Genomic DNA, 25,699 nt, shown 5'->3' on the forward strand with positions numbered 1-25,699 from the left:
ACAACGGCATGTCTTCGGTGTGGCATCGGTTGGCATCGGTTGGCGCTGATTTGTAACGCCATTCGCCGTTTTCGGGAGGGGTTCGGAAAGCCTTTCTTTGCGTCATCAACCAAATTCGAATCGTTATGACCAAGGAAATCTTTCTGAGCGGCATGACCGCCGACCAGCTCTCGGAGATGATTCGCGAATCGCTGCGCGACGAGTTGCGGCAGCTCCATCCCGAACCCTCCGCCGAGACGCCGAACTATCTGACCCGCCGCGAGACGGCCCGCCGCCTGCGCATCTCGCTCGTGACGCTCAACGACTGGGTGAACCGCGGGCGAATCCGCGCCCACAAGATCGGCGGGCGCGTGCTCTTCCGCGACAGCGATGTCGAAGCGGCACTGCACCGGATTGTCCCCATCAAAAGCCGATAGCCATGAAGACGACAACAGATTGCATCGGCATCCGGGAGTATCTCCTCCGCCGGGGGCTGCAGCCCCACCGCGAAACCACCACACACGGCATGTTCCTCTCGCCGTTGCGCAAGGAGCGCACCCCCAGCTTCAGCGTCCGCTACGACAAGGGGCTCTGGTACGACTTCGGACTGGGTGAAGGGGGCACGCTTCTCCAGCTGGTCATGCGCCTCGAAGGGTGCGGCATGGCAGAAGCCATCCGACGCCTCCGCAAAGGAGCCGCAGACGAAGTTTCCTTCCAGCCCCTCCCGACCGCCTCGCCGCGCGAAGACTCCCCGTTGCGGATCCTCAGCGTCGGGGAGATTCGCCACCCGGCACTGATCGGCTATCTGCGCGAACGCGGCATCGCCCCCGCCGTGGCCGGAGCGCTGTGCCGCGAGGTCCACTACGCCGTCGGCGAACGGCGTTTCTTCGCCATCGGCTTCCGCAACGATGCCGGAGGCTGGGAGCTGCGCAGCCCGCAATTCAAGGGGAGCAGCGCCCCGAAATCCATCACGACCTTCGACCGGCACGGCGACACGGCGCTGCTCTTCGAGGGCTTCTTCGACCTGCTCTCTTACCTGACATTGCAGCACAAGGCGACGCCAACCGCCGACACCGCCGTACTCAACTCCGTGGTCAACCTTCCCCGCGCCCTTCCGTTTCTCGCACGCCACACGACGATCCACGCCTTCCTCGACAACGACGAGGCGGGGCGCCTCACCCTCGAACGGCTGCGCAGCGCCCTGCCCGGTGCGACCGTCATCGACCGGGCGGAGAGTTACCGAGCCCACAAGGATCTGAACGAATCGCTCCGACCCTCCGCAAAGGTTTCCCGCACGCCGCGTCGTCGCGGCCGCAAGTTGTAACGTCGCCCGGAATGACGCCAGAACCGTCGCCCACCCATCGGCCGCTTCGCGACCGCGGCTTTTCCCCCGAGGAAAAAGCCATAGCCTATTAGGGCTTTTTCCAACGCATCGGCCCGCCGACGCTGAAAAAGCCCCAATAGGCCAAAGGGTCAAGCCCCTCTGGACACCCCCTGTCGTGCTGCGCGCGCCGACCGCCGAGGCGGTCCCCTCTTCAACCACACAACCCTCCGAAAAACGACCGTACCATGGGATATGCCGTCCTGCATCTCGACAAAGCCCCGGGCAACGAGGCGGCGATGACCGCCCACATTGCCCGCACAAAGATACCCACCAACGCCTCGCCCGAGCGCACCTGCCTCAACGAGGAGCTTGTCGAGTTCCCCGAGGAGGTGGCCGACCGTACGGAAGCGATCAGCTACCGCCTCGAACACGCCGGTCTCACGCGCAAGATCGGAACGAACCAGGTGCGGGTGATCCGCGTCATGCTGACCGGTTCGCACGACGCGATGAAGCGCATCGAGGAGGAGGGGCGGCTTCCGGAGTGGTGTGCCGACAACCTCGCCTGGCTGCGCGAGACCTTCGGAACGGAGAATGTCGTCTCAGCCGTCGTACATCGCGACGAATCGACCCCGCATATCCACGCCGCCGTGGTGCCGATCGTCACGGGCGAGCGCCGCAAGGCCCGCACCGTCCCATCCGAAACACCGGGCAAGCGACACTACCGTCCGAAATCCGCCGCACGGCCCCGCCTCTGCGCCGACGACGTCATGTCGCGCGTCCGGCTCAAGCAGTATCAGGACACCTATGCCGCAGCGATGTCCAAATACGGGCTGGAGCGCGGCATCGACGGTTCGGAGGCGCGCCACATCACCACGCAAGAGTTCTACCGGCAGACCATCGCCCAGCAGCAGGATCTGCAGGAGAACATCGACGCGCTGCTCCGTCTCGAAGAGCAGAAGCGGAAGGCTGTCGAGCAGCTCAAACAACAGGAGCGGCAGGTGCGCACCGAATACGAACAGACCGCCACGCTCCAGGCGCAGAAGAGCGCCGAACTGAACCGCACCGAGGCCGAGCTGAAGAGTGTGAAGGGCGAGCTGAAGGGTGCCAGGTTAAAAAACGCCGCGGCGGAGGTCGGGTCGAACATAGTCGAAGGAATCGGGGCGATGATCGGCACCTCCCGCGTCAAGCGGCAGCAGCAGGAGATCGACCGCCTCAACGCGGAGAACGCCGCCCTGCACGAACAGATCGGAACGCTGAACCGTGCCAACCGCGAGGAGAAGGCCCGGCACGAACAGGCAGAACAACAGCTGCAGGCGAAGTTCGACCGCATCGAACACTGGCTGCCCGACACGCAGACGCTCATCAGCTGGGGCGAATACTGCCGCGACATGGGGATCTCGGAATCGGGCGCCCGCGAGATCATCACCATGAAACCTCTCTACGTCTCGGGCGAACTCTATACCCGAGAGTATTCGCGCCGCTTCGACGTCTCAAATACCGAGATCCGCCTGCAACGCGACCCAAACGGTCCCGGAGGCTTCCAGCTGCTCATCGACCGCCAGCCCGCACACGCCTGGTTCCGCCAACGGTATGTGGAGCTCATGACCCGCCTGGGCTACCCCGTCCGCCCCGAACGCCCCGTAGTCAGACGACATACCATCAAGCGGTAAATCGAGGACCGAATCTAACCCCCGGATGAAATAAATCCCGGGATTTTTCCTATCTTTGAATCCGTAAAATCAAGAAATAGAACAACGACAAGAGAAAAAGACAATATCAACATATAACTAATTGAGCTTTTAGCTCTTATTCCCAAATCCAAAATACGGCCAATTTTTTGAATGCACGGGAATGAGCGGCGAAGGTTCGCGTCCGTCTGGGCGTGAACCGTTCGTGCTTATCTGTGCATTGGGTTACTTGGCCGTGACCTTGGATTTGGATAGGCAATAACGAACGGTATCACGCTCTTCTTTTTTGCCTGTCCGAATACGGCAAAGGCTCTCCATAAAAGAAGCCTATGCCCTCCACCAAATCCCATACACCGCAAATCATCTCGCGTCAGCGCGTGGCCGACCACGGCGAGGTCTTCACCTCCGAGCGTGAGGTCAAGGCGATGTGCGACCTTGTGAAAAACGAGACCGAGCGCATCGAATCCCGGTTCCTCGAACCCGCCTGCGGACAGGGCGCTTTTCTGATCGAGATCCTGCGTCGCAAACTCGCCGTCGTGTCGTCCCGTTATGCCGCGACGCAATCCGAATGGGAACGCCATGCCGCGATTGCCGTATCGAGTCTCTACGGAATCGACATTCTGGCGGACAACGTGACGCTCTGCCGCAATCATCTCTACGATACGTTCCTGACGGCATACCGGGCTCTCTTCCCGAAGAGCATGAAGCCCGCCTGCTGCCGTGCGGTGCGCTATCTGCTTGCGACCAACATTCTGTGGGGTGATGCCCTGACCCTCCAAACCCCGGACGAATCGGCGCGGCCGATTGTCTTTGCCGAGTGGTCTGACATTGGCGGCGGGCGGTTCAAACGCCGCGATTTCACGCTGGCCAACCTGCTGCAAAGCCAGCCAATGGAGGGTCCCAACCTCTTCTCCGACCTCGGAGATGCCGCCTTTATTCCGACCCCCGTAGCCGAATATCCGCTTGTTCACTTCCTCAAACTCGGAGCCGATGAAGAACTATAACCCCGATGTGCTGACCTGCCTGGCCAATTTGAGCAACGACGAGGTGTTCACCCCTCCGGTCGTTGTCAATCGCATGCTCGATCTGCTGCCTGCGGAGTTGTGGCGCAATCCCGATGCGCGGTTCCTTGACCCCGTAAGCAAAACGGGAGTCTTCCTGCGGGAGATTGCCAAACGGTTAATGGAGGGGTTGAGCGAGCGGATCCCCGATCGACAGCAGCGAGCCGACCACATCTTCACCCGGCAGTTGTTCGGTTTGGCCATCACCGAACTGACAGCCCTTCTGTCGCGCCGTTCGGTCTATTGCAGCAAACAGGCGAACGGGCCCTATTCGGTTTGCACGGCCTTTCACGATGCGGATGGAAATATCCGCTTCCGGTCCACGGAACACACCTGGCAGAACGGCCGATGCCGCTATTGCGGGGCGAGCCGGGAGGTATACGACCGAGACGACACGCTGGAGAGCCACGCCTACGAATTTATCCACACCGAGAATCCCGAAACCATATTCCCCGATATGAAATTCGATGTCATTATAGGCAACCCGCCGTATCAGTTGAGCGATGGTGGAAACGGCGCCAGCGCAAGTCCGCTTTATCACAGGTTCGTTCGGCAGGCGCAGAAACTCAAACCCCGTTATTTGACCATGATTATTCCCTCCCGGTGGTTCGGAGGCGGAAAAGGGCTGGACGACTTCCGCAGGGAGATGTTAAACGACAACCACATCCGGGTTCTCGTGGACTATGAAAATGCCTCCGATTGTTTTCCCGGCGTCGATATAGCCGGCGGTGTCTGTTATTTTCTGTGGGACCGGGATAATCCCGGGCTGTGCGATGTCGTCAACATCCGGAACAACGAAACGATGCACTCCGTGCGTGCGCTGAACGAGTTCGACACCTTCATCCGTCACGACCAGGCTGCATCTATCGTCAGAAAAGTCTGCGCATTCGGTGAGCCCATGATGTCCAATATGGTATCAAGCAGTAAGCCATTCGGATTGCGTACATTTGTGCGGCCTCAGGAATCCGGAGACATTCTTCTGAGGTGGCAAAACGGAGAGGGGCCCTATCGCCGTGATGAGATTACCATCGGCCGGGAGTTGATTGACAAATGGAAGGTAATCACCTCCTATGTCGGCTATGACCATGCCGGCAATCCGGGCAAGGATGGAAAACGTCGGGTCTTTTCCAAGATAGACATTCTTCCGCCGGGGACCATTTGCACGGAGACCTATCTGGTCGTGGGCAGCTTCGACACGAAGCAGGAGGCAAAGAATCTGGTTGCCTATATGAAAACGTTGTTCTTTCGGTTTCTGGTTGCCCAGTGCATGTACTCGCACCACATTACCAAAGAAGCCTATCGGCTGGTTCCTATACAGGACTTTTCCCAGTCATGGACGGATGAAAAGCTCTATGCCAAATATGGGATCACCGACGAGGAGATAAAATTCATCGAGTCGATGGTGAGGCCGATGGAATAAAAACTATTTCAGTACTGAAATACATTTCGTTTAAATTGTTTGGAAAGGCGGTTCAATGCGCATACTTTTGAGATATAAACCAAATAAATAATATTATTATGAATGAATTCACTACTTCGCAATTCTGTTACATCGGAATGCATCTCGCAAACAAACAGGACAATGGTCTGCACATTAGTGCAGATGAAATCACCCAAATGGCTCAAGAGCACACATTGGTCTCGTGGATTGAAAAAAATGTTTGTGTTGTAGATTTTTGGAATGACGACATGAAGCGAGTGATGGATGTTGAGTTTGATTCTCTGGCAAATTGTGAAGACTTTGGCATTCAAAAAGATGGCATAGCTTTGCTCATAGCATTTTGTTTTGCCTTCGCACAAAATCTACCGACTCGAACTATTCACGATTTATAATTCTATTGTATGTCCTTTTTCCCCTCCCGCCCGGCGGCGCATCCGACCATCTATGCCTACGAAGATACCCATCCGCAGTACCGTGGGCTGCTGAAGGTCGGATACACCACCGTCGATGTGCAGCATCGCGTGGCGCAGCAATATCCGACGCTGCGGCCCGGAGCGCGCCCCTACCGCATTGTCTTCGAAGAGTCGGCCATGCGTGGCGACGGCACCTCGTTTACCGACCACGAGGTACACCGCGTGTTGCGTCGAATGGGAGTGGAGAATCCCGAGGGAGAGTGGTTCCGTTGTACGGTTCGCGAGGTCCGGGCGGCGGTACGCTCCGTGCGGGAGCGGCGCGAAGCCGAGTTTCAACGCACGGAGCATTTTGCCATGCGCCCCGAGCAGGAGGCTGCCGTGGAGAAGACCTGCGAATATTTCCGTGCCTGCCGTGCCGACAACAACCGCACGCCGCATTTCCTCTGGAATTGCAAAATGCGTTTCGGCAAGACCTTCGCGGCCTACCAGCTAGCACGCCGCATGGGGTGGAAACGGCTGCTGGTTCTGACCTTCAAACCCGCCGTGCAGAGTGCCTGGGAAGAGGACCTGCGCACGCATGTCGATTTCGAAGGGTGGCAGTTCCTGTCGCGCAATTCGGAACTGAACTACGAAACGGCCGACCACAACCGTCCGATCGTCTGCTTCGGGTCGTTTCAGGATTTTCTCGGACGCAGCAAGTCGGGCGGCATCAAGCTGAAGAACGAGTGGGTACATGCCATCAACTGGGATTGTGTGATTCTCGACGAATATCACTACGGTGCTTGGCGCGATCATGCCAAGGATCTCTTCGAGAACGAAGATCGCCGCGAGCAGGCCTTTGCCGAAGGGGAAGGCCGCGACTGGTTTGACGAGGAGGCGATGCCCATCACCACGGGAGCCTATCTCTACCTGTCGGGGACACCGTTTCGGGCCATCAGTTCGGGAGAGTTTATCGAGGAACAGGTTTACAACTGGACCTACTCGGACGAGCAACGCGCCAAGGCGTCGTGGAACGATGCCGACGGGCCGAATCCCTACACCGCCCTGCCGCGCATGGTGATGATGACCTATCAACTGCCCGACGAATTGCGGCAGGTTGCCATTGAGGGTGAGTTCGACGAATTCGACCTCAATCTTTTCTTTCGAGCCGAAGGCAATGGTGACGACGCCCGGTTCGTCTTCAAGAACGAGGTGCAGAAGTGGCTGGACCTAATCCGCGGCGCCTATGTCGAAAATATTGTTTCCGATTTGAAGCTGGGGCATTCACGGCCTCCGATGCCCTTCTCTCACGCCCCGCTGCTCTCGGTGTTGACACACACGTTCTGGTTCCTGCCGTCGGTGGCGTCGTGTTATGCCATGCGGAATCTGCTTGCCGAGCGTCAGAACCGTTTCTATCAGGATTATCGGGTGGTCGTAGCTGCAGGGAGCAGCGCCGGGATCGGAGTCGATGCGCTGGCTCCCGTGCTGAAGGCCATGGGCAATCCGTTGGAGACGAAGACCATCACGCTGTCGTGCGGCAAACTGACGACGGGTGTGTCGGTGAAGCCCTGGTCGGGCATCTTCATGCTGCGCAACTCATCGAGTCCCGAAACCTATTTCCAGGCGGCCTTTCGCGTGCAGACACCCTGGACGGTATGCAATGCTGACGGTGTTTCGCCCAGCCGGGTAGATATTCTGAAGCAGGAATGTTATGTATTCGACTTTGCTCCCAACCGGGCATTGCGGCAGATTGCCGATTACAGCTGCCGGCTGAATGTCGAGGAGAACAATCCCGAACGCAAGGTCGAGGAGTTTATCTCGTTCCTTCCGGTGCTGGCCTACGACGGCAGTTCGATGAAGCAGATCGATGCCGCCGGGATTCTCGACATTGCCATGAGCGGAACGACGGCGACTCTGCTGGCCCGTCGCTGGGAGAGCGCCCTGCTGGTCAATGTCGACAATGCAACGCTGCGGAGGTTGATGGGGAATGCCGAGGCAATGGCTGCGCTGACGCGCATCGAGGGATTCCGCAACCTGAATCAGGACATTGAGACCATCATCAATAAATCGGAGGCGGTCAAGAAGGCGCGAAAGGAGACCCCGGACGAGGCAATAACCCCGCAGAAGAAACGGGAACTGACCGAGGAGGAGAAGGAGTACAAGAGCCTGCGGAAGCAGATTCAGGAGAAACTGATCAAATTCGCTACGCGCGTACCGATATTCATGTACCTGACGGATTTCCGCGAGCGAAGCCTCTATGATGTCATCACGCAACTGGAACCGGGGTTGTTCAAGAAGGTAACGGGGTTGTCGGTCTCGGATTTCGAGCTGCTTGTGTCGCTCGACGTCTTCAACTCAGCGCTGATGAATGATGCTATCTATAAGTTCAAGCGTTATGAGGATGCTTCGCTCGAGTATATCGGCATCAACAAACGCCCGGACGAGGAGATCGGTTTGTTCGACACCGTGCTTCCATCGGCGGAGTATAAAAAGCTTGATAAGATTGTTCTATTCTAAACTTGTATTAAATCCACTTCTTTTATTAAGGCAAATCATTTATAAAAAAGAGACAACTAATTATTGCTCCTTTATAACTGATTAAACATTTATCGTAATAAATTACGTTGGATTTGAAAAGTTATTATCAGGTCGATCTTCGACCCTATTGTTTACATCTTCTTTATTGGGGAAATGTCCGCGTAGAATGATAAATCCCAAGCCCAAAATATTAACAGTAGTAGTGGTTAATATTGCAATAAAGATAGTATCAGATAAATTAATAAATTGTAGTCCTTGGGCAATAATGATAATACCAACAATTATTAAATACCATTGAATTGTCCTTCTTGCCCACTTTTCCAGGCGCTTTCTAGCTGACGTATTTTCAGTTATCCGATGTAGTTCAATAAAACGTCTACAAACATTTAAACTATCTTCAGATGGACTTGATGAATTCAAAAAAAGTTCAACATTATCCAATAAATTAAGATCATGTTTAGGGGCACTCGGTTTTGCATACCATACCCATTTTAGAAACCTCTTTATCCGACTTTCTGATGTTTGAGGTTTCTCACTACTGCTATTTATTGGATCTCGAAACTCGGCCATTACCGATTTATAAATTTCCTACTAAAATACTCTTTTATTAAAGAAAAATCAATAGGTGTATTCCATGCAGGCACTATTTTATTTCCTTGCACATCTTCCACCTCTTTTTTCCCATAAATCGTCTGATACCACGGCCCATCTTCTTCATGCGACCATGCACTTAAAACTTTCGCCGTAGTATGAGAATATGTGCCAACTACAAAGTCTATAGCCTTTCTCAAATTTGGATCTGCTTCATATTCCTCTTTCTTCCATTCCTGCGGCGGTAGATCTACATCCACATGTTTAGCAACACGAGGGAAAACAGGGCCAAATGGCCAAGCCTTGGGACTTTCCTCACATAATCTTTCATTTGTTAAGGCTGCGTATATACCATAAGTAATATACAACAATTTCTCTAGCTGCGTTTTATTCAACAAGACATTTTGTGTCTTATATGCCTGCCAACGCAGCATTTGAGCAATATCAATGCTTGTATATTTAAAATCTGGCATATCTGGATTACCGGATAAAATACTTTGCAAATATAAAATAATTACTTCTATTATAGATACGTAGACCCAACAAATTTGTTTCGAAAGGAACAAAGAATTGGAAAAAATAAAATGAAGCTACAGACAAGGGGTTTAAGCCTTTTTTGTGATTTGTAAATATCTTGTCGATAATTTTGGCATTAAATATTTGGGATTTAAAATGCCCGTTAACACCTTTGTCTCGAACCCCTAAAGGAAAGGAGGTAACAATGTAAATAGAGATAAAGATAGACATAAAAAAGGACGAAGCGGTCAACCACCTGTCCTTTTAGGAAATAACAAAAACCTTAGCGGGAATCCTTGTTATTTTCGTCACAAATATAGTATTCTATTTTGTGTTTTTTGTGGTTGGCCATATCATTTTTAATTATAAAAATTAAAATTGCTATGACAAGTAACACTCAACAAAAAGATGGATTATCTCCTATGATATCCATTAACCAGATGGCGGAATTTGTAGCCGCCTCAGAACGCGGCAAGAGAGCAATTGTTCGTAAGCAAAAGCATCCTTCGACATTTCGAGTTGCTCGGTATGCAACAGCGCGCGCATCCTTTAAGAACTATTGCAAGAACGATTTTGATGAAGCTATCCTCCTTCAAGGATTGGAGAAACTTCAGAACAAGACGCCAGTATCGCAATGGGCGGCCAGCGAAAAGAGTTGTTCTATCCAAGCGATTCGAGGGTTTATGCAAAGTCACTTTCCGGAACGATTCGGTCGAATCAAATGCTCGTTTTTCACGCCTCGTGAAAAGCAGATTAGGTTCGGAGGACTAACCCTTGTGGTAGCTCCGGATTTAATTTTCCGCTGGGAAGAGGATGGAACCCGTTATATCGGATGCCTGAAACTGCGGATCAAAAAGAAGGCTGCCGAGTTCGGAGTGTACCGACGTATCGCATCTTTGCTGGCTCATTATTTAAGATGCATTGCCGCTGACGATGAAGTCGTAGTGAATAATTTTTGTCTGTGCTACAACGCCATGGATGGAAACATTATTCCGGCACCAAGAGACCTTCAATCGGATATGGAAGATCTTCGAATTGCCAGTGAACAGATTGTTGAACTTTGGAACGTTGCCTAAAATGGGAAAGAACCAACACGTTGTACCTCATGACGGCCAATGGGCCGTCAGAGGAGAAGGTAATCAACGAGTAACTGTAATTACTCGCACTCAACAAGAGGCAATTGAGATAGCCCGCGAAATCGCTCGCAACCAAAGGTCTGAATTACTTATTCACCGACCCAATGGCCAAATACGAGATCGCGATAGCTATGGGAACGATCCTCATCCACCCGAAGGATAAAAAAACGTCAAGAAAGGAGGATGATTTGATCATCCTCCTTTCTTAATCTAATTGTTGTATGACAAATGTATGACAAAATAAAACGAAAACCGCGTTGCAGATATCTACAACGCGGTTTCTGTGAGGTCTGAAGCGGACTCGAACCGCTGTACAAGGTTTTGCAGACCTTTGCCTAGCCACTCGGCCATCAGACCATGATCTTCGCAACTCCAATCCCTCTCCTGTACGGAATCCATCCTTACAAGGCCATCCCCCCCCTCTTTTCTTGCAAGGCAAGGGCCTTTCGCTACCCCCCCCCTCCCGAAAAAGATGATGTACGGATCGGTGTTTCGGAGTGCAAATATACAAACTTTTCCTTTCCCTCCAAAACTTCTCGCAAACTTTAACCCTTTTATTCGAATAAACATGCGCTATTCCCCAAAAAATACCTAACTTTACCATGATTTTTCCTTGCAAAGACCATGACTATCGAGGATATCGCCCTGCAAATGACTCCCGGAATCGGCATGAAAGGCGCCGTCCATCTGCTCGAAGTATTCGGCAGCGCGTCCGCCATATTCGCCGCCTCCGTCGAAGATCTTGTCGAAAGAGCCGAAATCCGGCCCGACCTCGCCCGTCAGATCCTCCGCCGACAGGGATTTCCCGCCGCTGCACGCGAAATCGAATACTGTCGCCGAAACGAGATCCGCATCATCGCTTCCTCCGATCCCGAATACCCGCCGCTGCTGCGCGAAATGCCCGATTATCCCTCCGTCCTCTATGTCAGGGGTAATGCCGAAGCCCTTACCCTGCACTGTCTCTCGATGGTCGGAACCCGCCAGGCAACACCCTACGGCCAATCCATGTGCAACCGGCTCGTCGACGGTCTCGCGGAACGAATCCCCGGACTCTGCATCGTCAGCGGCCTCGCCTTCGGAATCGACGTCGCCGCGCACCGGGCCGCCCTCGCAGCCGACGTCCCCACCGTCGCCGTCCTGGCCAACACGCTCCCGGGCATAACCCCCGCCCAACACGCGGGAGTCGCACGAGACATCCTCGACCGCGGAGGCGCCCTCGTCACGGAACTCCACTCGCAATCCAAACAGAACGGAAACTTCTACCTCGCCCGAAACCGCATCATCGCCGGATTGAGCGCCGGATGCGTCATCGTGGAATCTCCCGACAGCGGAGGATCCCTCTTCACGGCCCACTGCGCCGACAGTTGCAACCGGACGGTCATGGCCGTCCCGGGACGCGCCACCGACCGCACGTCGGCCGGAACGAACCACCTGATCCGCAACCGCAAGGCCCAACTCGTCATGAACGCCGACGACATCATCCGCGAACTGATGTGGGACCTCGGCGAGAATCCCGCCACGTTCCGGCCCCAGGCCCCGACCCCGGCGCTGACACCCGACGAAACGCGGTTGCTCGATCTGTTCCCGACGACCGACCCCCTGCCGCTCGAAACCCTGGCCGAAACGAGCGGGCTGAACCCCGGCGAACTCACCGCCCTGCTCATCGGACTCGAACTCTCGGGCGCCATCCGGCAACTCCCCGGAAACCGATACATGAAACTATGAATCTGATCGATACACATTCGCATCTCTACGACGAAGCGTTCGATGCAGACCGCGAGGAGGCATTCGGAAGAGCCCTGCACGAAGGGGTTCGGCAACTGTTGCTTCCGGCCATCGACTCCGAAAGCCACGAACGGCTCTTCGAACTCTGCCGCCGGCACCCCGACCGCTGTACGCCGATGATGGGCCTGCATCCGACCTCGGTCAACGACAATCCCCGCTGGCAGGAGGAGTTGGCGCTCGTGGAGCATTACCTCGAAACGCCGCCGCCCGGGATTCCAACCTTCTGCGCCGTCGGCGAAATCGGGCTCGACCTCTATTGGAGCCGGGAGTTCCGCAAAGAGCAGATCGAGGCGTTCCGCCGCCAGATCGAACTCGCCCGGCAATATCGTCTTCCAATCGCCGTCCATACGCGCGACGCCTGGCCCGAAACGGTCGAAATCATGCGCGAATACCGCGGATGCGGTGTCCAGGGCGTCTTCCACGCCTTTTCGGACGGCATCGAAACCTACCGCGCACTGAAAGCGTGCGGCGATTTCCTCTTCGGGATCGGAGGCGTTGTCACCTTCAAGAAGAGCCGGCTCGCGGAGGTAGTACGCGAAATGGAGTTGCGGGACCTGGTGCTCGAAACCGATTGTCCCTACCTGACACCGGCTCCCCACCGGGGCGAACGCAACGAATCGGCTTATGTCCGCCACGTCTGCGAGAAGGTGGCCGAGATCCGGGGGATCACTCCGGAGGAGACGGCCGAAATCACGACAGCCAATGCCGAACGGATGTTCGGGAAGGCGGCGCCCGCAATAACAAGCTGAAAAAATCGGTCCGAACCATGAAACGAATAAGAATCACCGTTCTCCGCAAGGTCTGCCACCGGGACCTGATCGAACGTTACGAAAACCCGATCGAACACGCCTGCGACATGCAGGAGGGAGAGGTCTTCGTCGCCGAGGGCTGGCAACGGCCCGAAGGGCTGTGCGAAAGCGCCTGGCAGACCCTCTCGCCCTTCGTCATGGCGCTGGCCCACGGAGCCACGGATTTTTACGACGGATGGATGAAGAACCCGGCATCGGCAATGCTGTCGTGCAACGACGGGTTCCGGCCGGTGAGCTTCCTTGTGGAGGCCCTCGACGAAACGGCCGCGGACGGATGGGGAACCGAACCCTCCGAAAATCAAAAAAACAACTGAAAAAGAACACCATACACGATATGCGATCCTCCATTCTGATCATCTACACGGGCGGCACCATCGGCATGAAGACCGATGCGGCGACCGGAGCGCTCGTTCCGTTCGATTTCAGCGGCATCTATGAGGAGTTCCCCTCGTTGAAACGCCTCAACGTCGATATCGACGTCCACACGGTCGACCCGGTGATCGACTCCTCGAACGTCGAACCCGCAAACTGGCTCGCTCTGGCCGAGTTCATCCGCGACAACTACACCCGATACGACGGATTCGTCGTCCTGCACGGCACCGACACGATGTCCTATACGGCCTCGGCGTTGAGTTTCCTGCTGGAAAACCTCGCCAAGCCCGTGGTCTTCACCGGCAGCCAGATCCCCATCGGCGTCCTGCGCACCGACGGCCGCGAGAACCTCATCACGGCCATCGAAATCGCCGGAGCCCGCATCGACGGCCGGCCCGTCGTCCCCGAAGTGTCGCTCTACTTCCAGAACCGCCTGTTCCGGGCCAACCGCACCACCAAACGCAGCGCCGAAGCGTTGAGCGCCTTCCGCTCCTACAACTACCCGCCGCTGGCCGAGGTCGGCGTCAACATCGCCTACAACCGTGCGGCCATCCTCCGCCCCGCGGAGTGCGGCGACACGCTGCGCATCGCCACCCGCCTTTCGGGCGGCATCGAACTCGTGAAACTCTTCCCCGGACTCGGCGAGGAGATCCTCCAGGCGATGTTCGCCGCTCCCGGACTGCGGGCCGTCGTGCTCGAAACCTACGGCGCCGGAAACGCCCCCACGTCGGAGCGCTTCATCCGCGTCGTCAAGGAGGCCGTCGACCGCGGAATCATCCTGCTCAACATCACCCAGTGCGGCGGCGGACGGGTCTCGATGGACCTCTACGAAACAGGACTGAAATTGCAGAAGACCGGCGTGCTCTCCGGATACGACATGACGGCCGAAGCCGCCGTGACCAAACTCATGTACGTCCTCGGACTGGGACTCCCCGACGAACACACCCGGGTCCTGCTGCGCGAGCCCCTGCGCGGAGAATTTACCCCCTGAAACATTGCATGGAACGATTTTTTTTCCTATATTTCGCACTGCTAATGTGTCCCTATCGCAAGGCTTGTCCGGTGCAGGAGCGTGGATTTTTCGATTGAATCGACTGATTGACAGGACGTTGCAACCGACCGGAAGGATGAGGACGGGAGAGGGGGGACAGATTTCGGAACCCGTTTCCGGAGCCATGCGGAACCGCAAAACAACGGCGCGGAGCACGGGAAACGAAAAAATATGTGTCAGGAAAAGGAATTTTTTTAAGCGCAAAACCGGGAAGGAAGGGTAGAACTGAACCCCGGAAAAGGAAGAAACCAAAGCAAACAAATACAACGATCAACTAATCAAATTTAATCTTATCCAACACAACTATGAAAAAACTTTTTTTGATTCCGTCGGTCGCCCTCTCCGTACTGGGTACCGTTAGCGCTTTTGCGCAGGATGCCGCAGCCGCAGCCGAAACGGTTGTCGCCGAAACCCAAATGGCTGGTGACAGCCTGCACCACGTCATGATGCAGAAGTTCCTCGAAGGCGGTTGGCAATGGATGCTTCCGATTTTGGTATTCCTCGTACTCGGTTTGGCTGTAGCCATCGAACGTATCCTTTACCTGTCGCTCTCGACGATCAACTCGAAGAAATTCATCGCCAAGGTCGAAGAGACCCTGCAAAATGGCGGCATCGAGGCTGCCAAAGAGATTTGCCGCAACACCCGTGGCCCGATCGCTTCGATCTACTATCAGGGCCTCGACCGCTACGACCAGGGTCTCGACTCGGTTGAAAAAGCCGTCGTTTCCTACGGATCCGTACAGACCGGCCAGATGGAGTCGGGACTGACATGGATCGGCCTGTTCATCGCCCTCAGCCCGATGCTCGGATTTATGGGTACCGTCGTCGGTATGGTCGACGCATTCGACGCCATCCAGGCTGCCGGCGATATCAGCCCGACGCTCGTTGCAGGCGGTATCAAGGTCGCCCTTCTGACGACCCTCATGGGTCTTATCGCTGCGGTTATTCTTCAGCTGTGCTACAACTACATCGTTTCGAAGATCGACTCCCTCGTCAACACAATGGAGGATTCCTCCATCACGCTCATGGATATCCTCACCGCTTACAGCAAAAAATAATCGAACGCAGTTAAAAAGTCATTAGCAATCATGAAAAAAGTAATGAACATATTGCTGGGCATTCTGATGGTCATCACGATAGTCCTTCTGGTCTACGCGATCGCCACCGGGGGCTCGGAAGCCGCGATCAGCGTAAACCTCATATGGTGCTACGTCCTCATCGTAGCCGCCATCGCTGCCGCTCTCTTCTGCGCCGTCTTCGGAATGACCCAGAACCCGGCAGGCATCAAGGGAACCTTATTATCCTTTGGGCTGATAGTCGCCATAGTCGGCATAGCATACTTTATTTCCGCCAGCCACTCGGTTCAAATTCCCGACCTCGCAAACAACAGTGTATTCGACCGTGGTGCAACCGTGCTGACTGAAACCAGCATCCTGGTGACGTACGTAGCCATAGTTGCTGCAATCGTAACGACCGTAGTTACCGAAATCTGGGGAGCACTTAAATAATAAAATGAGCGGTTATGGCAAGAAACGCAAGAAAAACACCGGAAGTAAGAGCTGACTCCCAAGCCGACATCGCCTTCCTGCTGCTGATCTTCTTCCTGGTCGCCACCACGATGAATACCGATACGGGTATCGCGCGTATGCTTCCGCCCATGCCTCCCGAGGACCAACAGCAGGAGGAAATCAAGGTGAAGGAGCGCAACCTCTTCCTCGTATTCATCAACGGCCGCGGCGATATTATGGCGGGAGTCTCCGGCAAACAGGAACCGATCGTCCTCAGTCAGTTGAAGGACCGGGCCAAGGAGTTCGTCGTCAACCCGATGGACGACCCCAACCTCCCGGAACGGATCGACAAGGAGATCGAACTCGCCGATGGCAGCAAATGGGTCTATCCCGTCAGCGAGGGCGTGATCTCCTTGCAGACGACGCGTGATACGAACTATCAGTCCTATATCATGGTGCAGAACGAACTCACCCGCGCCTTCAACGAGGTGCGCGATGAGGTAGCCCTGCGCAAGTTCGGATCCAAATACAGCGAACTCACCGAGGACGAGCGCAATGCGGTAGCAAAAGCTGTGCCCTTGAAGATTTCGGAAGCAGAACCACGTAATATTAAAAGGTAAGTAAGCCATGGCAGTAATGAAAAAGACGGGAGACAAAAAAGAAGTCCCCGCTATCTCGACCGCTTCGCTTCCTGACGTGATCTTCATGATCCTCTTCTTCTTCATGGTCTCCACGACCATGCGTGATCAGGAACTGCTCGTAAGATACAAACTCCCGGAGGCTACCGAAGTGCAGAAGCTCGAAAAGAAATCTCTGGTCAGCTTCATCCACATCGGTCCCCCCTCCCTGCCGATGCAGGCAAAGTTCGGTACCGCGCCCCGCATCCAGTTGAACGACTCGTACAAATCCACGCGGGATATTCTGGATTTCGTCGCTGCGGAACGCGACAAGTTGAGCGAAGCAGACCGTGCCTCGATGACCATCTGCCTCAAAGCCGACCAGGCTACGAAGATGGGTATCGTGACCGACGTCAAGCAGGAACTCCGTCGCGCCAACGCGCTGAAAATCTCCTATGCGGCCTCCAAGTCGCTGGGATACCAGAACTAAACCGACCGGATCGGAATTGGAAGAAGCAGGCTTTCGGGCCTGCTTCTTTTTTGTCCGGAAAAAAGACGGAAACGATCCGGAGAAAAGATGGCAACGATTTTGTCCGGAAAAGAGACGGCAACGATCAGAAAGGCAATTCCAACTGGTCGATTTCGTGGTTGAAGCTCAACCGGTGATGGGGTGTCAACCCGTATTCACGGATCGCCAGACGATGCTCCCGCGTCGGATACCCCTTGTTCTGCGACCATCCGTACTGCGGATACTCCCCGGCGATCCGACGCATGTATTCGTCCCGATGGGTCTTGGCAAGCACCGAGGCGGCCGCAATATCGGCATACTTGCCGTCCCCCTTGACGATACACTGCCACGGAATCGTCAGATGCGTCCGGAAGCGGTTGCCGTCGATCGCCAGAAACTCCGGAGCCGGAGAGAGGCGCTCCACGGCCAACGACATCCCTTCGAACGAGGCGTTCAGAATATTGATCTCGTCGATCCGCGCCGCCGAGACCGCTTCTACGGCCCAGGCTATCGCCTCCCGCTCGATAACGGCCCGGAGTTTGTCGCGGTTCCGTTCGCTCATCTGTTTCGAATCGTTCAGCAGCGGATCGTGGAAGTCCGGCGGCAGCATCACCGCCGCCGCAAAGACCGGACCTGCCAGGCATCCCCGGCCGGCTTCGTCGCAACCCGCTTCCGACAAATGGTATTGATACTGATTCTCCAACATGGTTCCCGAGCCCGAAAAAACGACTCCGCAAAATCCGGTCCTCACGAAAAGAGCGCACTCCCGCAAACCACGAAATCCCGTCCCTGCTAAAAAAGCGCAATCCCGCTGCTCCCGAAGGCCCCGAAGTCGATCAACGAACTTGACAAAGTTACGCAATATTCCGCTTTTTTCGCTAATTTTACCCCCGAAAAACGCTCCGACATGAATCTCAACATCGCACGGCAACCGCTCGTCCCGGCCTTTGTGACACTCGTCGCATTGGCCGCCCTCACGATGTGGAGTGCCGGCATCCCCGCCGCACCGGACTCCGGAAGCGGAGCGTTCTCCGGAACCCTTCCGCTCCTCTCACCCGCGGAGTGGCTGATGCGTTTCCAGACCGCATGCCCCGGATGGAGCCGGTGGATCGGAACCCTGCTCCTGCTCTTCACCGGCATGAGCACGGGCCGCCTCACGGTGCGTTACAACCTCTATTCCGTCGGAACCTGTCTGGCCATTCCGCTCTACGCCGCAATCGCCGGAGGAGTCTCCGCCGGATTCATCTCCCTGCCGGCTCTCGCCGCTTCGGCTCTGCTTGCCCTGGCCGCCAAGAACTACGGCCGTTCGTTCTGCAACGGATACGGGTTCGACTCCCTCTTCCGCGCATCGCTCTACCTCGGATGCCTGCCCTTCATCATCGCGGCATCCCTTCCGCTCGTAGTGATGCTGCCGCTGGCCGTCACGCTCTTCCGACGCACGCTGCGCGAGGCCGCCGTAGCCGTCGCAGGACTCCTGCTCCCGGCATTCACGCTCTGCTACCTGAACTGGGGCGTCGGAGGCGAATTCGCCGCTCCTCTCGCACATCTCGCCGAAGCGTGGATGAGCGGACCCGCCCTTACCACCCTCCTCGCACTCCCGATCCGCAACCTCGTACTGCTGGGCGGCATCCTGCTTCTCGACCTGATCGCCATCCTCTATTTCTTCTCCGACAGCTACGCCCTCGGAACCAAACCACGCAGCATCTTCCTGTTCCAGATTTTCCAACTGCTGCTCACCGTCGCGACGCTGTGCAATCCCGCCGCAACCCCGGACGTCATCTTTCTGACGGCGGCACCTTCGGCCGTGCTGCTGCCCTTCCTGTTCGTCCGGATCCACCGCCTCCCGGCACTGATCCTCTATCTGATTCTGCTCGCCGGCGTCGTCGCGAATCTGTGCTTGCAATAATATATTTAGACTAAATCATAGTATAAAAGGTCCTATTTTGAGATTCAGGACCATAATATGCCATTCAATATAGGAGATTGGAAAGTTTTAATTGTATATTTGAGTCCGAACAAATGTGACGCAACGCTTTGTTCCCGGAAACTTAATGTACAATTAACATGAAGAATTCAATGAATTCGTCGGTTCAGCAACCGATGATCGTGAAGTATGCGGAATCACTTCACACAGGAATCCAAACCCAGGTTCTTTCCCGCTATGCCATCGGCTATATCCTCCGCGGGACGAAACACATCTACGACGGCGATAAGCGCCAGACCCTTACACGCGGTGACGTATTCTATCTGGGAATCGGACACCACTACATCGAGAACTGCCCCGAAGGCAGCCAACCCTTCGAACAGGTGCTCTTCTATTACACGCCCGAAGACCTCCAACGGGTCCTCATGCACCTGAACATCACCTACGGGCTTAACATTACGAACGACCATTCGTGCGAAAACTGCCAGAACCGGACCCATGTCGCCATGCCCGCCTGGAACTCACTGCGCAACTTTTTCATCAACACCAACAACTATCTGCGCGACGAAGAGTTCCGCCACGACGAAACGGCCGAAAGCATCAAGATGACCGAACTGATCTATCTGATCGCCTCGCACGACGACTGCTGCATCAAGAGCAAACTGTTGAGCAACGTGGATGCCGCCAAGGAGAATTTCGAACAGATCGTCTACGACCACATCTTCAAGGACATCTCCATCGAGGAGCTCGCCAAACTCACCAACCGGTCGCTGACCTCCTTCAAGAAGGAGTTCCGACGCCATTTCCAGATGCCGCCCCACAAGTGGTATATCCGCCAGCGGCTGATGCACTCGCGCCTGCTGCTGATCTCGACCTCGAAATCGATCTCCGAAATCGGCAACGAATGCACCTTCCCCAATACGTCGCACTTCATCAAACTCTTCAAGAAGGAGTACCAGATGACTCCGGCAACCTATCGGCACCGCCATCTGACCACGGCCGCCGAATCGGAGGAGGCGTTCGCTGCGGCCGCCGAAAACGGGGAAATCCGTCAGGCACTTTAAGCAAAATCTTACGAAATGGAATGTATTTAAAAAATTTTAATTACAGACTGTAAAATATAATTCCGTCGTTTGAAAAAAATGTTACAGAATATTTGGATTTTCATAAAATCCGGTTTATCTTTGTGTATCAAACGTGGGATTCTCCCACTCTCATTAACCTAACTAACCTAACCAGAGTGACCCGATACCGTGACGGTATCGGGTCATTTCCTTTGAAAAAGAGCCGCGACAGGGGCGCAAAACCCGAAATCCGCGAAGCGACGCCGGGCATTCCGCCGCCGCATTCCCTGAAATGCCCCCGGCACCCCGGTTCCGCCCCGCCACCGCAAGAAAAAGCGGCAATCACAAGGAAAATCCAATCTTTTTTCCTATTTTTGCATCAATTGGAAAATAATGAACTTAAATGCCGAAGTTTCATGACAAGGTAGATGTTCTCAAAAAACCCGAATGGTTGAAGATCCGGCTCCATCGCTCCGCCGAATGGGCCGAAGTCCGTCAAATCGTTGAAAAACACAATCTTCACACGATTTGCACGAGCGGAAGATGCCCCAATCAGGCCGAATGTTGGAGCCGCCGGACCGCAACCTTCATGATTCTGGGAGACATCTGTACCCGCGGCTGCCGCTTCTGCGCCACCCAAACGGGTCGTCCGTCGGCTCCCGATGCCGACGAACCCCGCAAGGTCGCCGAAAGCGTCTCGCTGATGAAATTGAGGTATGTCGTCGTCACCTCCGTGACCCGCGACGACCTCCCCGACGGCGGTGCCGCCCATTGGGCCGCTACCGTGGAGGCCATCCGGTCGCAGAACCCCGACGCCGTAATTGAGCTCCTTATTCCCGATCTCGACGCAAGACCCGACCTGCTGGATACGGTCATCGCGTCGAAGCCCGATATCATCGGGCACAACATCGAAACCGTCGAGCGGCTGACCCCTCTGGTTCGATCCCGGGCCAAGTACCGGACGAGTCTGGAAACCCTGCGCTACATGAGCAGCCGGGGCGTCGTGACGAAAAGCGGACTGATGGTCGGACTCGGCGAGAGCGATGGTGAAGTATTGCAAACCCTGCACGACCTGCGTGATGCAGGCGTCAGGATCGTGACGCTTGGTCAGTACCTTCGGCCGACTTTGGAGCATTACCCCGTTGCGGCGTACATCTCTCCCGAAAAGTTCGAATGGTACAGACTTCAAGCGCTGGAAATGGGTTTCAGCTATTGCGCGAGCGCCCCGCTGGTCCGCTCGTCGTACATGGCCGAAGAAGCCCTGCGTAGCGTAAAGAGTTTGTAGCGATGAAAGCCCTCTGCCGGGACCTCGGAACCATGGAGTACAGTACCTGCTGGAATTTGCAGCAGGAACTCTTTGACGCCCTTGTGGCCCGCAAACGGTCCGCAGGGGGCGCCGTGTCCCTATCCGGGCAGGAAGAGCTCGAAAAGCCCGAACGCCATCCGGCCGGCGGCCATCCGGAAACCGCAGCGTCCGGAAGCCCGGAGTCCGAAGCGGTCGGCACGGTGCTGCTGGTCGAACACCCGCCGGTCTACACGCTGGGCAAGAGCGGGCACGCCGAGAATCTGCTCGTGAGCCGCGAGGCCCTCGAAGCAGCCGGAGCGCAATTCTTCCACATCGACCGCGGCGGGGACATCACCTTCCACGGCCCGGGACAGCTGGTCTGCTACCCGATTCTCGATCTCGAACGCATCGGCATCGGACTGCGCGAATACATCGACACACTGGAAGAGTCCGTCATCCGCACGGTGGCCGAATACGGCATCACCGCCGGGCGGATCGCCGGGGCCTCGGGCGTCTGGATCGAACCCGAAAGCCGCCGTCCGCGCAAGATCTGCGCAATAGGAGTCCGCTCGTCGCGTTATGTCACCATGCACGGCTTCGCCCTCAACGTCTCGACCGACCTGGGGTGGTTCTCGCGCATCAACCCCTGCGGATTCACCGACCGCGGCGTGACGTCGATCCTCTCCGAAACGGGCCGGAACGTCCCCATGGAGGAGGTCAAGGGTCTGGTTGTAAAATTTTTAAGTGAGAATTTAAATGTTGAAATATATAAATAACAATTCGTATGCCCATAGAAAAACGCTGGGTAGTGAAGCCCCAGGGCGACCCCGCGACGGCAGCTTCGTTGGCTGCCGCTCTGCGGATCTCGCCCGTGTTGGCCAATCTGCTCGTACAAAGAGGCATAGACACCGTAGAAAAGGCGGACAAGTTCTTTAAACCGAGCCTCGCCGATCTGCACGATCCCTTCCTGATGAAGGACATGGACCGGGCGGTCGAGCGGGTCGAACGGGCCGTCGCGAACCAGGAGAAGATCATGGTTTACGGCGACTACGACGTCGACGGCTGCACGGCCGTTGCGCTGGTCTACAAGTTCCTCCGCCAGATCGGGCACAAAAACCTGATGTTCTACATCCCCGACCGCTATACCGAAGGGTACGGGATCTCGGTCAAGGGGATCGACCTCGCGGCCCGCAAGGGCGTGGGGCTGATCATCGCCCTCGACTGCGGCATCAAAGCCACGGAAAAGGTGCTCTATGCAAAGACGAAAGGCGTGGATTTCATCATCTGCGACCATCACCTCCCGGCCGAGGAGATTCCCCGGGCCGTAGCCGTTCTGGACCCCAAGCGGGTCGACTGCTCCTACCCGTTCGACGAACTGTCGGGTTGCGGCGTGGGATTCAAACTCGTGCAGGCCTACGCCCAGAAGAACCGCATTCCGTTCGAACAGATTCTCAATCTGCTCGACCTGCTTGTCGTGTCGATCGCCTCGGACATCGTGCCGCTGACGGGCGAGAACCGCATTCTGGCCTACTTCGGGCTGAAAAACCTCAACCGCGAACCCTCGAAGGGCCTGCTGTCGATCATCAAGATCTGCGGGCTCGACAAGCACAACATCACCATCGACGACATCGTCTTCAAGATCGGCCCGCGCATCAATGCCGCCGGCCGCATGCGGATGGACGAACACGACGAGAACGCATCGCCCTCGGGCGGCCATGCGGCCGTGGAACTGCTGATCGAGGGCAACGAGAGCGTCGCCGCGGAGTTCGGCAACGTGATCGACTCCTACAACCAGGACCGCAAGTCGATCGACCGCCACGTCACGCAGGAGGCCCACGAGTACATCGAGCAGAACCCCGAGTTGAAAGCCCTGAAAAGCACGGTGATCTACAACCCGCGCTGGATGAAGGGCATCGTCGGGATTGTGGCCTCACGGTTGATCGAGACCTACTACCGACCGACGGTGGTGCTGACGATGAGCAACGGATTCGTCACGGGATCGGCACGCTCGGTACCGGGATTCGACCTCTATCAGGCGGTCGAGTCGTGCTCGGACCTGTTGGAAAACTTCGGAGGACACATGTATGCCGCCGGTCTGACGATGCGTCCGGAGAATGTCGAGGAGTTCACACGGCGGTTCAACGCCTTCGTCGAGCAGAACATCGACCCGCAGATGCTCATCCCGCAGGTCGACATCGACAGCGAACTGCTCTTTTCGGACATCACCCCGGCCTTCCGCAAGGACCTGAACCGCTTCCAGCCCTTCGGGCCCGGGAATACGGCTCCGGTCTTCGTAACCTACGGCGTGAGCAACCACGGCGACGCGAAGCTCGTCGGCATGGAGTCCGAACACCTGCGCATGGACCTCATGCAGCGTCAGAAGCCCAACACGAAGTTGCAGGCCATCGCCTTCCAGCAGCCCACGCACTACGAATGGGTGCGTTCGGGACGTCCGATCGACGTCTGCTACCAGATCGTCGAGAACCACTACCGCGGCACGGTCTCCACGCAGCTGCGCGTGAAGGACATCAAGCCGGTGACGGGCGGCCGATAGCCGTCTTCGCAGCATACCGATGCAAAACGGCCCGGAGGCATGCACCTCCGGGCCGTCTGCATATCGGGATCATCCGATGCCTCTCCCTACTCGGCAAAGATCACCACCCGGCTGTTCGGCAGGTCGGGCACATAGAGCGTACCGTCGGAAACGGTCATGTCGGCAGGTCCGACCAGCGGCTGGTCGAGGGTCAGCGCCACAGGCTCCACCGTGCGGGTCTGCATGTCGATGCGCGAAAGCCCGGCCGGCGCCCAGTTCGTCACGTAGAGCGACTTGCCGTCGGACGAGAAGGCGATGCCGTCGTACTGTCCGGGAACCGCCACGAAGGGCTCCGCCACGGGATTCTGCAAATCCCCGATGCGATAGACGACATGCTCGCTCTTCGCCTCGCCGTCGGGGGAGTAGGAAGCCACGTACATTGCGCCGTCACGGATCGCCAGTCCGTTGGGACCCGGAACCGAGAGCCACAGTTCGGGTGTCCCGGCCTGCGCCGGATCGGTGATATCGAGGCGGAAGATATGACCCGTATTGGTCACCGAAGCATACAGGTCGTTCCCGTCGGCCGCCAGGTCGTTGACGAAGGCCTCGCCCTCGGGCAACTCGATCACCCGGGGAGCCTCGTCCTTCGCCGCGAGGTTGTAGACAACGATCTTGTTCACGTCGCAGATGAAGAGGTGGCTGCCGCGCAAATACATGCCGCGGGGGCCGGAGAGGTTGCCGTCGGCAGGGATCAGCACCTCGGAGGCTCCGTCCTTGTAAAAGACGACGTATCCCCGGCCTTCGGTGTTGAGCGGGTCGAGCTGCGTGGAGCCGAAATTGGCGATCAGGATGCCGCCGTCGTAAGGGCAGGTACTCTCACAGTAGCGGAGTCCCTCGTCGAAAATCGTTACGGCAGCGGATTTCGGAGTCGGACCGCATCCGGCCAGGAACAGAACGGCCATCATCGAAAGGCCTGTCAGCGTTGTTTTTTTCATGGTCTTTTCATGATTTGGTTTATACGTTGCAGGAAGGGCGGGAGAGATCAAAGGCGGATGATGCGGGCCTGGTCGTCGTGCGGCGGTAGCGGGGCGGGGTGGAAGTCGGAGTATCCGATGGCAACGGCGCACAGCGGCTCGCAGGAGTCCGGAATGGGCAGGAAGCTCCGCAGGTAGTCGGCGGCCTTCTCGCCTTCGGGATCATCCTTGCGGCGCGGGCGTCCGTGGATGTGCACCCAGCAGGAGCCGAGCCCCTCGTCGACGCAGGCCAGTTGCAGCACGGTGGCCGAAATAGCGGCATTTTCGCGCCACAGGTCGCTGGCCGAGGTCTCCCCGAGGACGACGACCGCCAGCGGGGCGCCTTTCAGGAAGGCCGAGCCGTAATCGCGCATGTCGGCCATGCGGGCGACAAGGGACGGATCGTCGACCACCAGAAAGCGGGTCGTGCGCGTATTGCGGGCCGAAGGGGCCGTCAGGGCCTCCGCAAGCAGCCTGTCGACTACCTCACGGGGCACGGGCCGATCCGAAAACCTGCGGATCGACCGTCGTTGTGCAATCAATTCCTTGAATTCCATAATCTTC

27 protein-coding genes and 1 tRNA gene are annotated in these 25,699 nt (G+C 56.4%); 22 read left to right on the forward strand and 6 right to left on the reverse strand.

Features of this window, described 5'->3' with window-relative positions; translation table 11 throughout:
* Nucleotides 1-125: 125 nt before the first annotated feature.
* From B5G16_RS00645 to B5G16_RS00675, 7 genes are all read left to right on the forward strand, one after another.
* Nucleotides 126-416, forward strand: a complete 291-nt coding sequence (locus tag B5G16_RS00645; RefSeq protein WP_010262055.1) for a helix-turn-helix domain-containing protein — start codon at nt 126-128, stop codon at nt 414-416.
* A 2-nt stretch (nt 417-418) separates the two neighbouring features.
* Nucleotides 419-1,303, forward strand: a complete 885-nt coding sequence (locus B5G16_RS00650; RefSeq protein ID WP_204227968.1) for a toprim domain-containing protein — start codon at nt 419-421, stop codon at nt 1,301-1,303.
* A 245-nt stretch (nt 1,304-1,548) separates the two neighbouring features.
* Nucleotides 1,549-2,973 (forward strand): MobV family relaxase, encoded by a 1,425-nt coding sequence (mobV, locus tag B5G16_RS00655; protein WP_087260063.1) that lies wholly within the window; start codon nt 1,549-1,551, stop codon nt 2,971-2,973.
* A gap of 347 nt (nt 2,974-3,320) precedes the next feature.
* Nucleotides 3,321-3,995 carry a restriction endonuclease subunit M gene (locus tag B5G16_RS00660; protein WP_087260065.1) on the forward strand — a complete coding sequence of 225 codons (675 nt, stop codon included), beginning with the start codon at nt 3,321-3,323 and terminating at the stop codon, nt 3,993-3,995.
* Nucleotides 3,982-5,472, forward strand: coding sequence for an Eco57I restriction-modification methylase domain-containing protein (locus tag B5G16_RS00665; protein WP_087260067.1), 1,491 nt, complete (start codon nt 3,982-3,984; stop codon nt 5,470-5,472). The genes B5G16_RS00660 and B5G16_RS00665 overlap by 14 nt, the downstream gene beginning before the upstream one ends.
* Before the next feature lie 98 nt (nt 5,473-5,570).
* Nucleotides 5,571-5,885: a hypothetical protein gene (locus B5G16_RS00670; RefSeq protein WP_087260069.1), complete on the forward strand. Its 315-nt coding sequence runs from the start codon at nt 5,571-5,573 to the stop codon at nt 5,883-5,885.
* A 9-nt stretch (nt 5,886-5,894) separates the two neighbouring features.
* On the forward strand, nt 5,895-8,402 hold the full coding sequence (locus tag B5G16_RS00675; protein WP_087260071.1) for a GIY-YIG nuclease family protein: 2,508 nt from the start codon (nt 5,895-5,897) through the stop codon (nt 8,400-8,402).
* Nucleotides 8,403-8,504: 102 nt separating this feature from the next.
* Here B5G16_RS00675 and B5G16_RS12475 read toward each other — a convergent pair whose 3' ends face one another.
* Both B5G16_RS12475 and B5G16_RS00680 read right to left on the reverse strand, forming a co-directional pair.
* On the reverse strand, nt 8,505-8,993 hold the full coding sequence (locus B5G16_RS12475) for a hypothetical protein (protein ID WP_143260798.1): 489 nt from the start codon (nt 8,991-8,993) through the stop codon (nt 8,505-8,507).
* Nucleotides 8,993-9,580, reverse strand: a complete 588-nt coding sequence (locus tag B5G16_RS00680; RefSeq protein WP_143260799.1) for a Panacea domain-containing protein — start codon at nt 9,578-9,580, stop codon at nt 8,993-8,995. The genes B5G16_RS12475 and B5G16_RS00680 overlap by 1 nt, the downstream gene beginning before the upstream one ends.
* Before the next feature lie 333 nt (nt 9,581-9,913).
* On the opposite strand from B5G16_RS00680, the gene B5G16_RS00685 reads away from it, so the two are divergent.
* Nucleotides 9,914-10,606 (forward strand): hypothetical protein, encoded by a 693-nt coding sequence (locus tag B5G16_RS00685; RefSeq protein WP_143260800.1) that lies wholly within the window; start codon nt 9,914-9,916, stop codon nt 10,604-10,606.
* Nucleotide 10,607: 1 nt separating this feature from the next.
* Nucleotides 10,608-10,829: a DUF2188 domain-containing protein gene (locus B5G16_RS00690; protein ID WP_087260075.1), complete on the forward strand. Its 222-nt coding sequence runs from the start codon at nt 10,608-10,610 to the stop codon at nt 10,827-10,829.
* A 123-nt stretch (nt 10,830-10,952) separates the two neighbouring features.
* On the opposite strand, the gene B5G16_RS00695 is transcribed toward B5G16_RS00690, so the two are convergent.
* Nucleotides 10,953-11,023: transfer RNA gene (locus B5G16_RS00695), tRNA-Cys, on the reverse strand.
* Between the two features lie 267 nt (nt 11,024-11,290).
* On the opposite strand from B5G16_RS00695, the gene dprA reads away from it, so the two are divergent.
* The 8 genes from dprA to B5G16_RS00735 all read left to right on the forward strand — a co-directional run bounded on the left by dprA (nt 11,291) and on the right by B5G16_RS00735 (nt 17,298).
* Entirely contained in the window at nt 11,291-12,391 is a 1,101-nt protein-coding gene (dprA, locus tag B5G16_RS00700; protein ID WP_087260077.1) for a DNA-processing protein DprA, read from the forward strand.
* Nucleotides 12,388-13,200, forward strand: a complete 813-nt coding sequence (locus tag B5G16_RS00705) for a TatD family hydrolase (protein ID WP_087260079.1) — start codon at nt 12,388-12,390, stop codon at nt 13,198-13,200. Before dprA ends, B5G16_RS00705 begins: the two co-directional genes overlap by 4 nt.
* A gap of 17 nt (nt 13,201-13,217) precedes the next feature.
* The gene (locus B5G16_RS00710) at nt 13,218-13,574 is read left to right on the forward strand and encodes a TIGR04076 family protein (protein ID WP_087260080.1); all 357 of its coding nucleotides are present in this window, start codon (nt 13,218-13,220) and stop codon (nt 13,572-13,574) included.
* Nucleotides 13,575-13,594: 20 nt separating this feature from the next.
* Entirely contained in the window at nt 13,595-14,623 is a 1,029-nt protein-coding gene (locus tag B5G16_RS00715; RefSeq protein ID WP_087260082.1) for an asparaginase, read from the forward strand.
* Between the two features lie 365 nt (nt 14,624-14,988).
* Nucleotides 14,989-15,741: a MotA/TolQ/ExbB proton channel family protein gene (locus B5G16_RS00720; protein ID WP_087260084.1), complete on the forward strand. Its 753-nt coding sequence runs from the start codon at nt 14,989-14,991 to the stop codon at nt 15,739-15,741.
* 30 nt (nt 15,742-15,771) lie between these two features.
* Nucleotides 15,772-16,191 carry a hypothetical protein gene (locus B5G16_RS00725; RefSeq protein WP_087260086.1) on the forward strand — a complete coding sequence of 140 codons (420 nt, stop codon included), beginning with the start codon at nt 15,772-15,774 and terminating at the stop codon, nt 16,189-16,191.
* Between the two features lie 14 nt (nt 16,192-16,205).
* The gene (locus tag B5G16_RS00730) at nt 16,206-16,811 is read left to right on the forward strand and encodes an ExbD/TolR family protein (RefSeq protein ID WP_087260088.1); all 606 of its coding nucleotides are present in this window, start codon (nt 16,206-16,208) and stop codon (nt 16,809-16,811) included.
* A 7-nt stretch (nt 16,812-16,818) separates the two neighbouring features.
* The gene (locus tag B5G16_RS00735) at nt 16,819-17,298 is read left to right on the forward strand and encodes an ExbD/TolR family protein (protein ID WP_418561279.1); all 480 of its coding nucleotides are present in this window, start codon (nt 16,819-16,821) and stop codon (nt 17,296-17,298) included.
* Nucleotides 17,299-17,422: 124 nt separating this feature from the next.
* Here the strand turns inward: B5G16_RS00735 and B5G16_RS00740 are convergent, their stop codons facing one another.
* On the reverse strand, nt 17,423-18,022 hold the full coding sequence (locus B5G16_RS00740; protein ID WP_087260091.1) for a ribonuclease HII: 600 nt from the start codon (nt 18,020-18,022) through the stop codon (nt 17,423-17,425).
* Nucleotides 18,023-18,223: 201 nt separating this feature from the next.
* Here B5G16_RS00740 and B5G16_RS00745 point away from each other — a divergent pair, with 201 nt between their 5' ends.
* From B5G16_RS00745 to recJ, 5 genes are all read left to right on the forward strand, one after another.
* Nucleotides 18,224-19,222: a hypothetical protein gene (locus B5G16_RS00745; protein WP_087260093.1), complete on the forward strand. Its 999-nt coding sequence runs from the start codon at nt 18,224-18,226 to the stop codon at nt 19,220-19,222.
* Nucleotides 19,223-19,380: 158 nt separating this feature from the next.
* Nucleotides 19,381-20,304 carry an AraC family transcriptional regulator gene (locus tag B5G16_RS00750; protein ID WP_087260095.1) on the forward strand — a complete coding sequence of 308 codons (924 nt, stop codon included), beginning with the start codon at nt 19,381-19,383 and terminating at the stop codon, nt 20,302-20,304.
* 403 nt (nt 20,305-20,707) lie between these two features.
* Nucleotides 20,708-21,589, forward strand: a complete 882-nt coding sequence (gene lipA, locus B5G16_RS00755; protein WP_087260097.1) for a lipoyl synthase — start codon at nt 20,708-20,710, stop codon at nt 21,587-21,589.
* A gap of 2 nt (nt 21,590-21,591) precedes the next feature.
* Nucleotides 21,592-22,365, forward strand: coding sequence for a lipoyl(octanoyl) transferase LipB (gene lipB / locus B5G16_RS00760; protein WP_087260099.1), 774 nt, complete (start codon nt 21,592-21,594; stop codon nt 22,363-22,365).
* 8 nt (nt 22,366-22,373) lie between these two features.
* Nucleotides 22,374-24,143 (forward strand): single-stranded-DNA-specific exonuclease RecJ, encoded by a 1,770-nt coding sequence (gene recJ / locus B5G16_RS00765; RefSeq protein WP_087260101.1) that lies wholly within the window; start codon nt 22,374-22,376, stop codon nt 24,141-24,143.
* Nucleotides 24,144-24,229: 86 nt separating this feature from the next.
* Here the strand turns inward: recJ and B5G16_RS00770 are convergent, their stop codons facing one another.
* A complete protein-coding gene (locus B5G16_RS00770; protein WP_087260103.1) occupies nt 24,230-25,117 on the reverse strand; it encodes an SMP-30/gluconolactonase/LRE family protein in 888 nt (295 codons plus the stop codon).
* Nucleotides 25,118-25,164: 47 nt separating this feature from the next.
* Nucleotides 25,165-25,692: a nitroreductase family protein gene (locus tag B5G16_RS00775; RefSeq protein ID WP_087260105.1), complete on the reverse strand. Its 528-nt coding sequence runs from the start codon at nt 25,690-25,692 to the stop codon at nt 25,165-25,167.
* Nucleotides 25,693-25,699: the final 7 nt, after the last annotated feature.

Source organism: Alistipes sp. An66 (genome assembly GCF_002161445.1).
Lineage (GTDB): Bacteria > Bacteroidota > Bacteroidia > Bacteroidales > Rikenellaceae > Alistipes > Alistipes cottocaccae.

Coding starts and splice junctions, on each gene's coding strand:
- B5G16_RS00645 (WP_010262055.1), top strand. CDS start 126: ATGACCAAGGAAATCTTTCTGAGCGGCATGACCGCCGACCAGCTCTCG.
- B5G16_RS00650 (WP_204227968.1), top strand. CDS start 419: ATGAAGACGACAACAGATTGCATCGGCATCCGGGAGTATCTCCTCCGC.
- mobV (WP_087260063.1), top strand. CDS start 1,549: ATGGGATATGCCGTCCTGCATCTCGACAAAGCCCCGGGCAACGAGGCG.
- B5G16_RS00660 (WP_087260065.1), top strand. CDS start 3,321: ATGCCCTCCACCAAATCCCATACACCGCAAATCATCTCGCGTCAGCGC.
- B5G16_RS00665 (WP_087260067.1), top strand. CDS start 3,982: ATGAAGAACTATAACCCCGATGTGCTGACCTGCCTGGCCAATTTGAGC.
- B5G16_RS00670 (WP_087260069.1), top strand. CDS start 5,571: ATGAATGAATTCACTACTTCGCAATTCTGTTACATCGGAATGCATCTC.
- B5G16_RS00675 (WP_087260071.1), top strand. CDS start 5,895: ATGTCCTTTTTCCCCTCCCGCCCGGCGGCGCATCCGACCATCTATGCC.
- B5G16_RS12475 (WP_143260798.1), bottom strand. CDS start 8,993: ATGGCCGAGTTTCGAGATCCAATAAATAGCAGTAGTGAGAAACCTCAA.
- B5G16_RS00685 (WP_143260800.1), top strand. CDS start 9,914: ATGACAAGTAACACTCAACAAAAAGATGGATTATCTCCTATGATATCC.
- B5G16_RS00690 (WP_087260075.1), top strand. CDS start 10,608: ATGGGAAAGAACCAACACGTTGTACCTCATGACGGCCAATGGGCCGTC.
- dprA (WP_087260077.1), top strand. CDS start 11,291: ATGACTATCGAGGATATCGCCCTGCAAATGACTCCCGGAATCGGCATG.
- B5G16_RS00705 (WP_087260079.1), top strand. CDS start 12,388: ATGAATCTGATCGATACACATTCGCATCTCTACGACGAAGCGTTCGAT.
- B5G16_RS00710 (WP_087260080.1), top strand. CDS start 13,218: ATGAAACGAATAAGAATCACCGTTCTCCGCAAGGTCTGCCACCGGGAC.
- B5G16_RS00715 (WP_087260082.1), top strand. CDS start 13,595: ATGCGATCCTCCATTCTGATCATCTACACGGGCGGCACCATCGGCATG.
- B5G16_RS00720 (WP_087260084.1), top strand. CDS start 14,989: ATGAAAAAACTTTTTTTGATTCCGTCGGTCGCCCTCTCCGTACTGGGT.
- B5G16_RS00725 (WP_087260086.1), top strand. CDS start 15,772: ATGAAAAAAGTAATGAACATATTGCTGGGCATTCTGATGGTCATCACG.
- B5G16_RS00730 (WP_087260088.1), top strand. CDS start 16,206: ATGGCAAGAAACGCAAGAAAAACACCGGAAGTAAGAGCTGACTCCCAA.
- B5G16_RS00735 (WP_418561279.1), top strand. CDS start 16,819: ATGGCAGTAATGAAAAAGACGGGAGACAAAAAAGAAGTCCCCGCTATC.
- B5G16_RS00740 (WP_087260091.1), bottom strand. CDS start 18,022: ATGTTGGAGAATCAGTATCAATACCATTTGTCGGAAGCGGGTTGCGAC.
- B5G16_RS00745 (WP_087260093.1), top strand. CDS start 18,224: ATGAATCTCAACATCGCACGGCAACCGCTCGTCCCGGCCTTTGTGACA.
- B5G16_RS00750 (WP_087260095.1), top strand. CDS start 19,381: ATGAAGAATTCAATGAATTCGTCGGTTCAGCAACCGATGATCGTGAAG.
- lipA (WP_087260097.1), top strand. CDS start 20,708: ATGCCGAAGTTTCATGACAAGGTAGATGTTCTCAAAAAACCCGAATGG.
- lipB (WP_087260099.1), top strand. CDS start 21,592: ATGAAAGCCCTCTGCCGGGACCTCGGAACCATGGAGTACAGTACCTGC.
- recJ (WP_087260101.1), top strand. CDS start 22,374: ATGCCCATAGAAAAACGCTGGGTAGTGAAGCCCCAGGGCGACCCCGCG.
- B5G16_RS00770 (WP_087260103.1), bottom strand. CDS start 25,117: ATGAAAAAAACAACGCTGACAGGCCTTTCGATGATGGCCGTTCTGTTC.
- B5G16_RS00775 (WP_087260105.1), bottom strand. CDS start 25,692: ATGGAATTCAAGGAATTGATTGCACAACGACGGTCGATCCGCAGGTTT.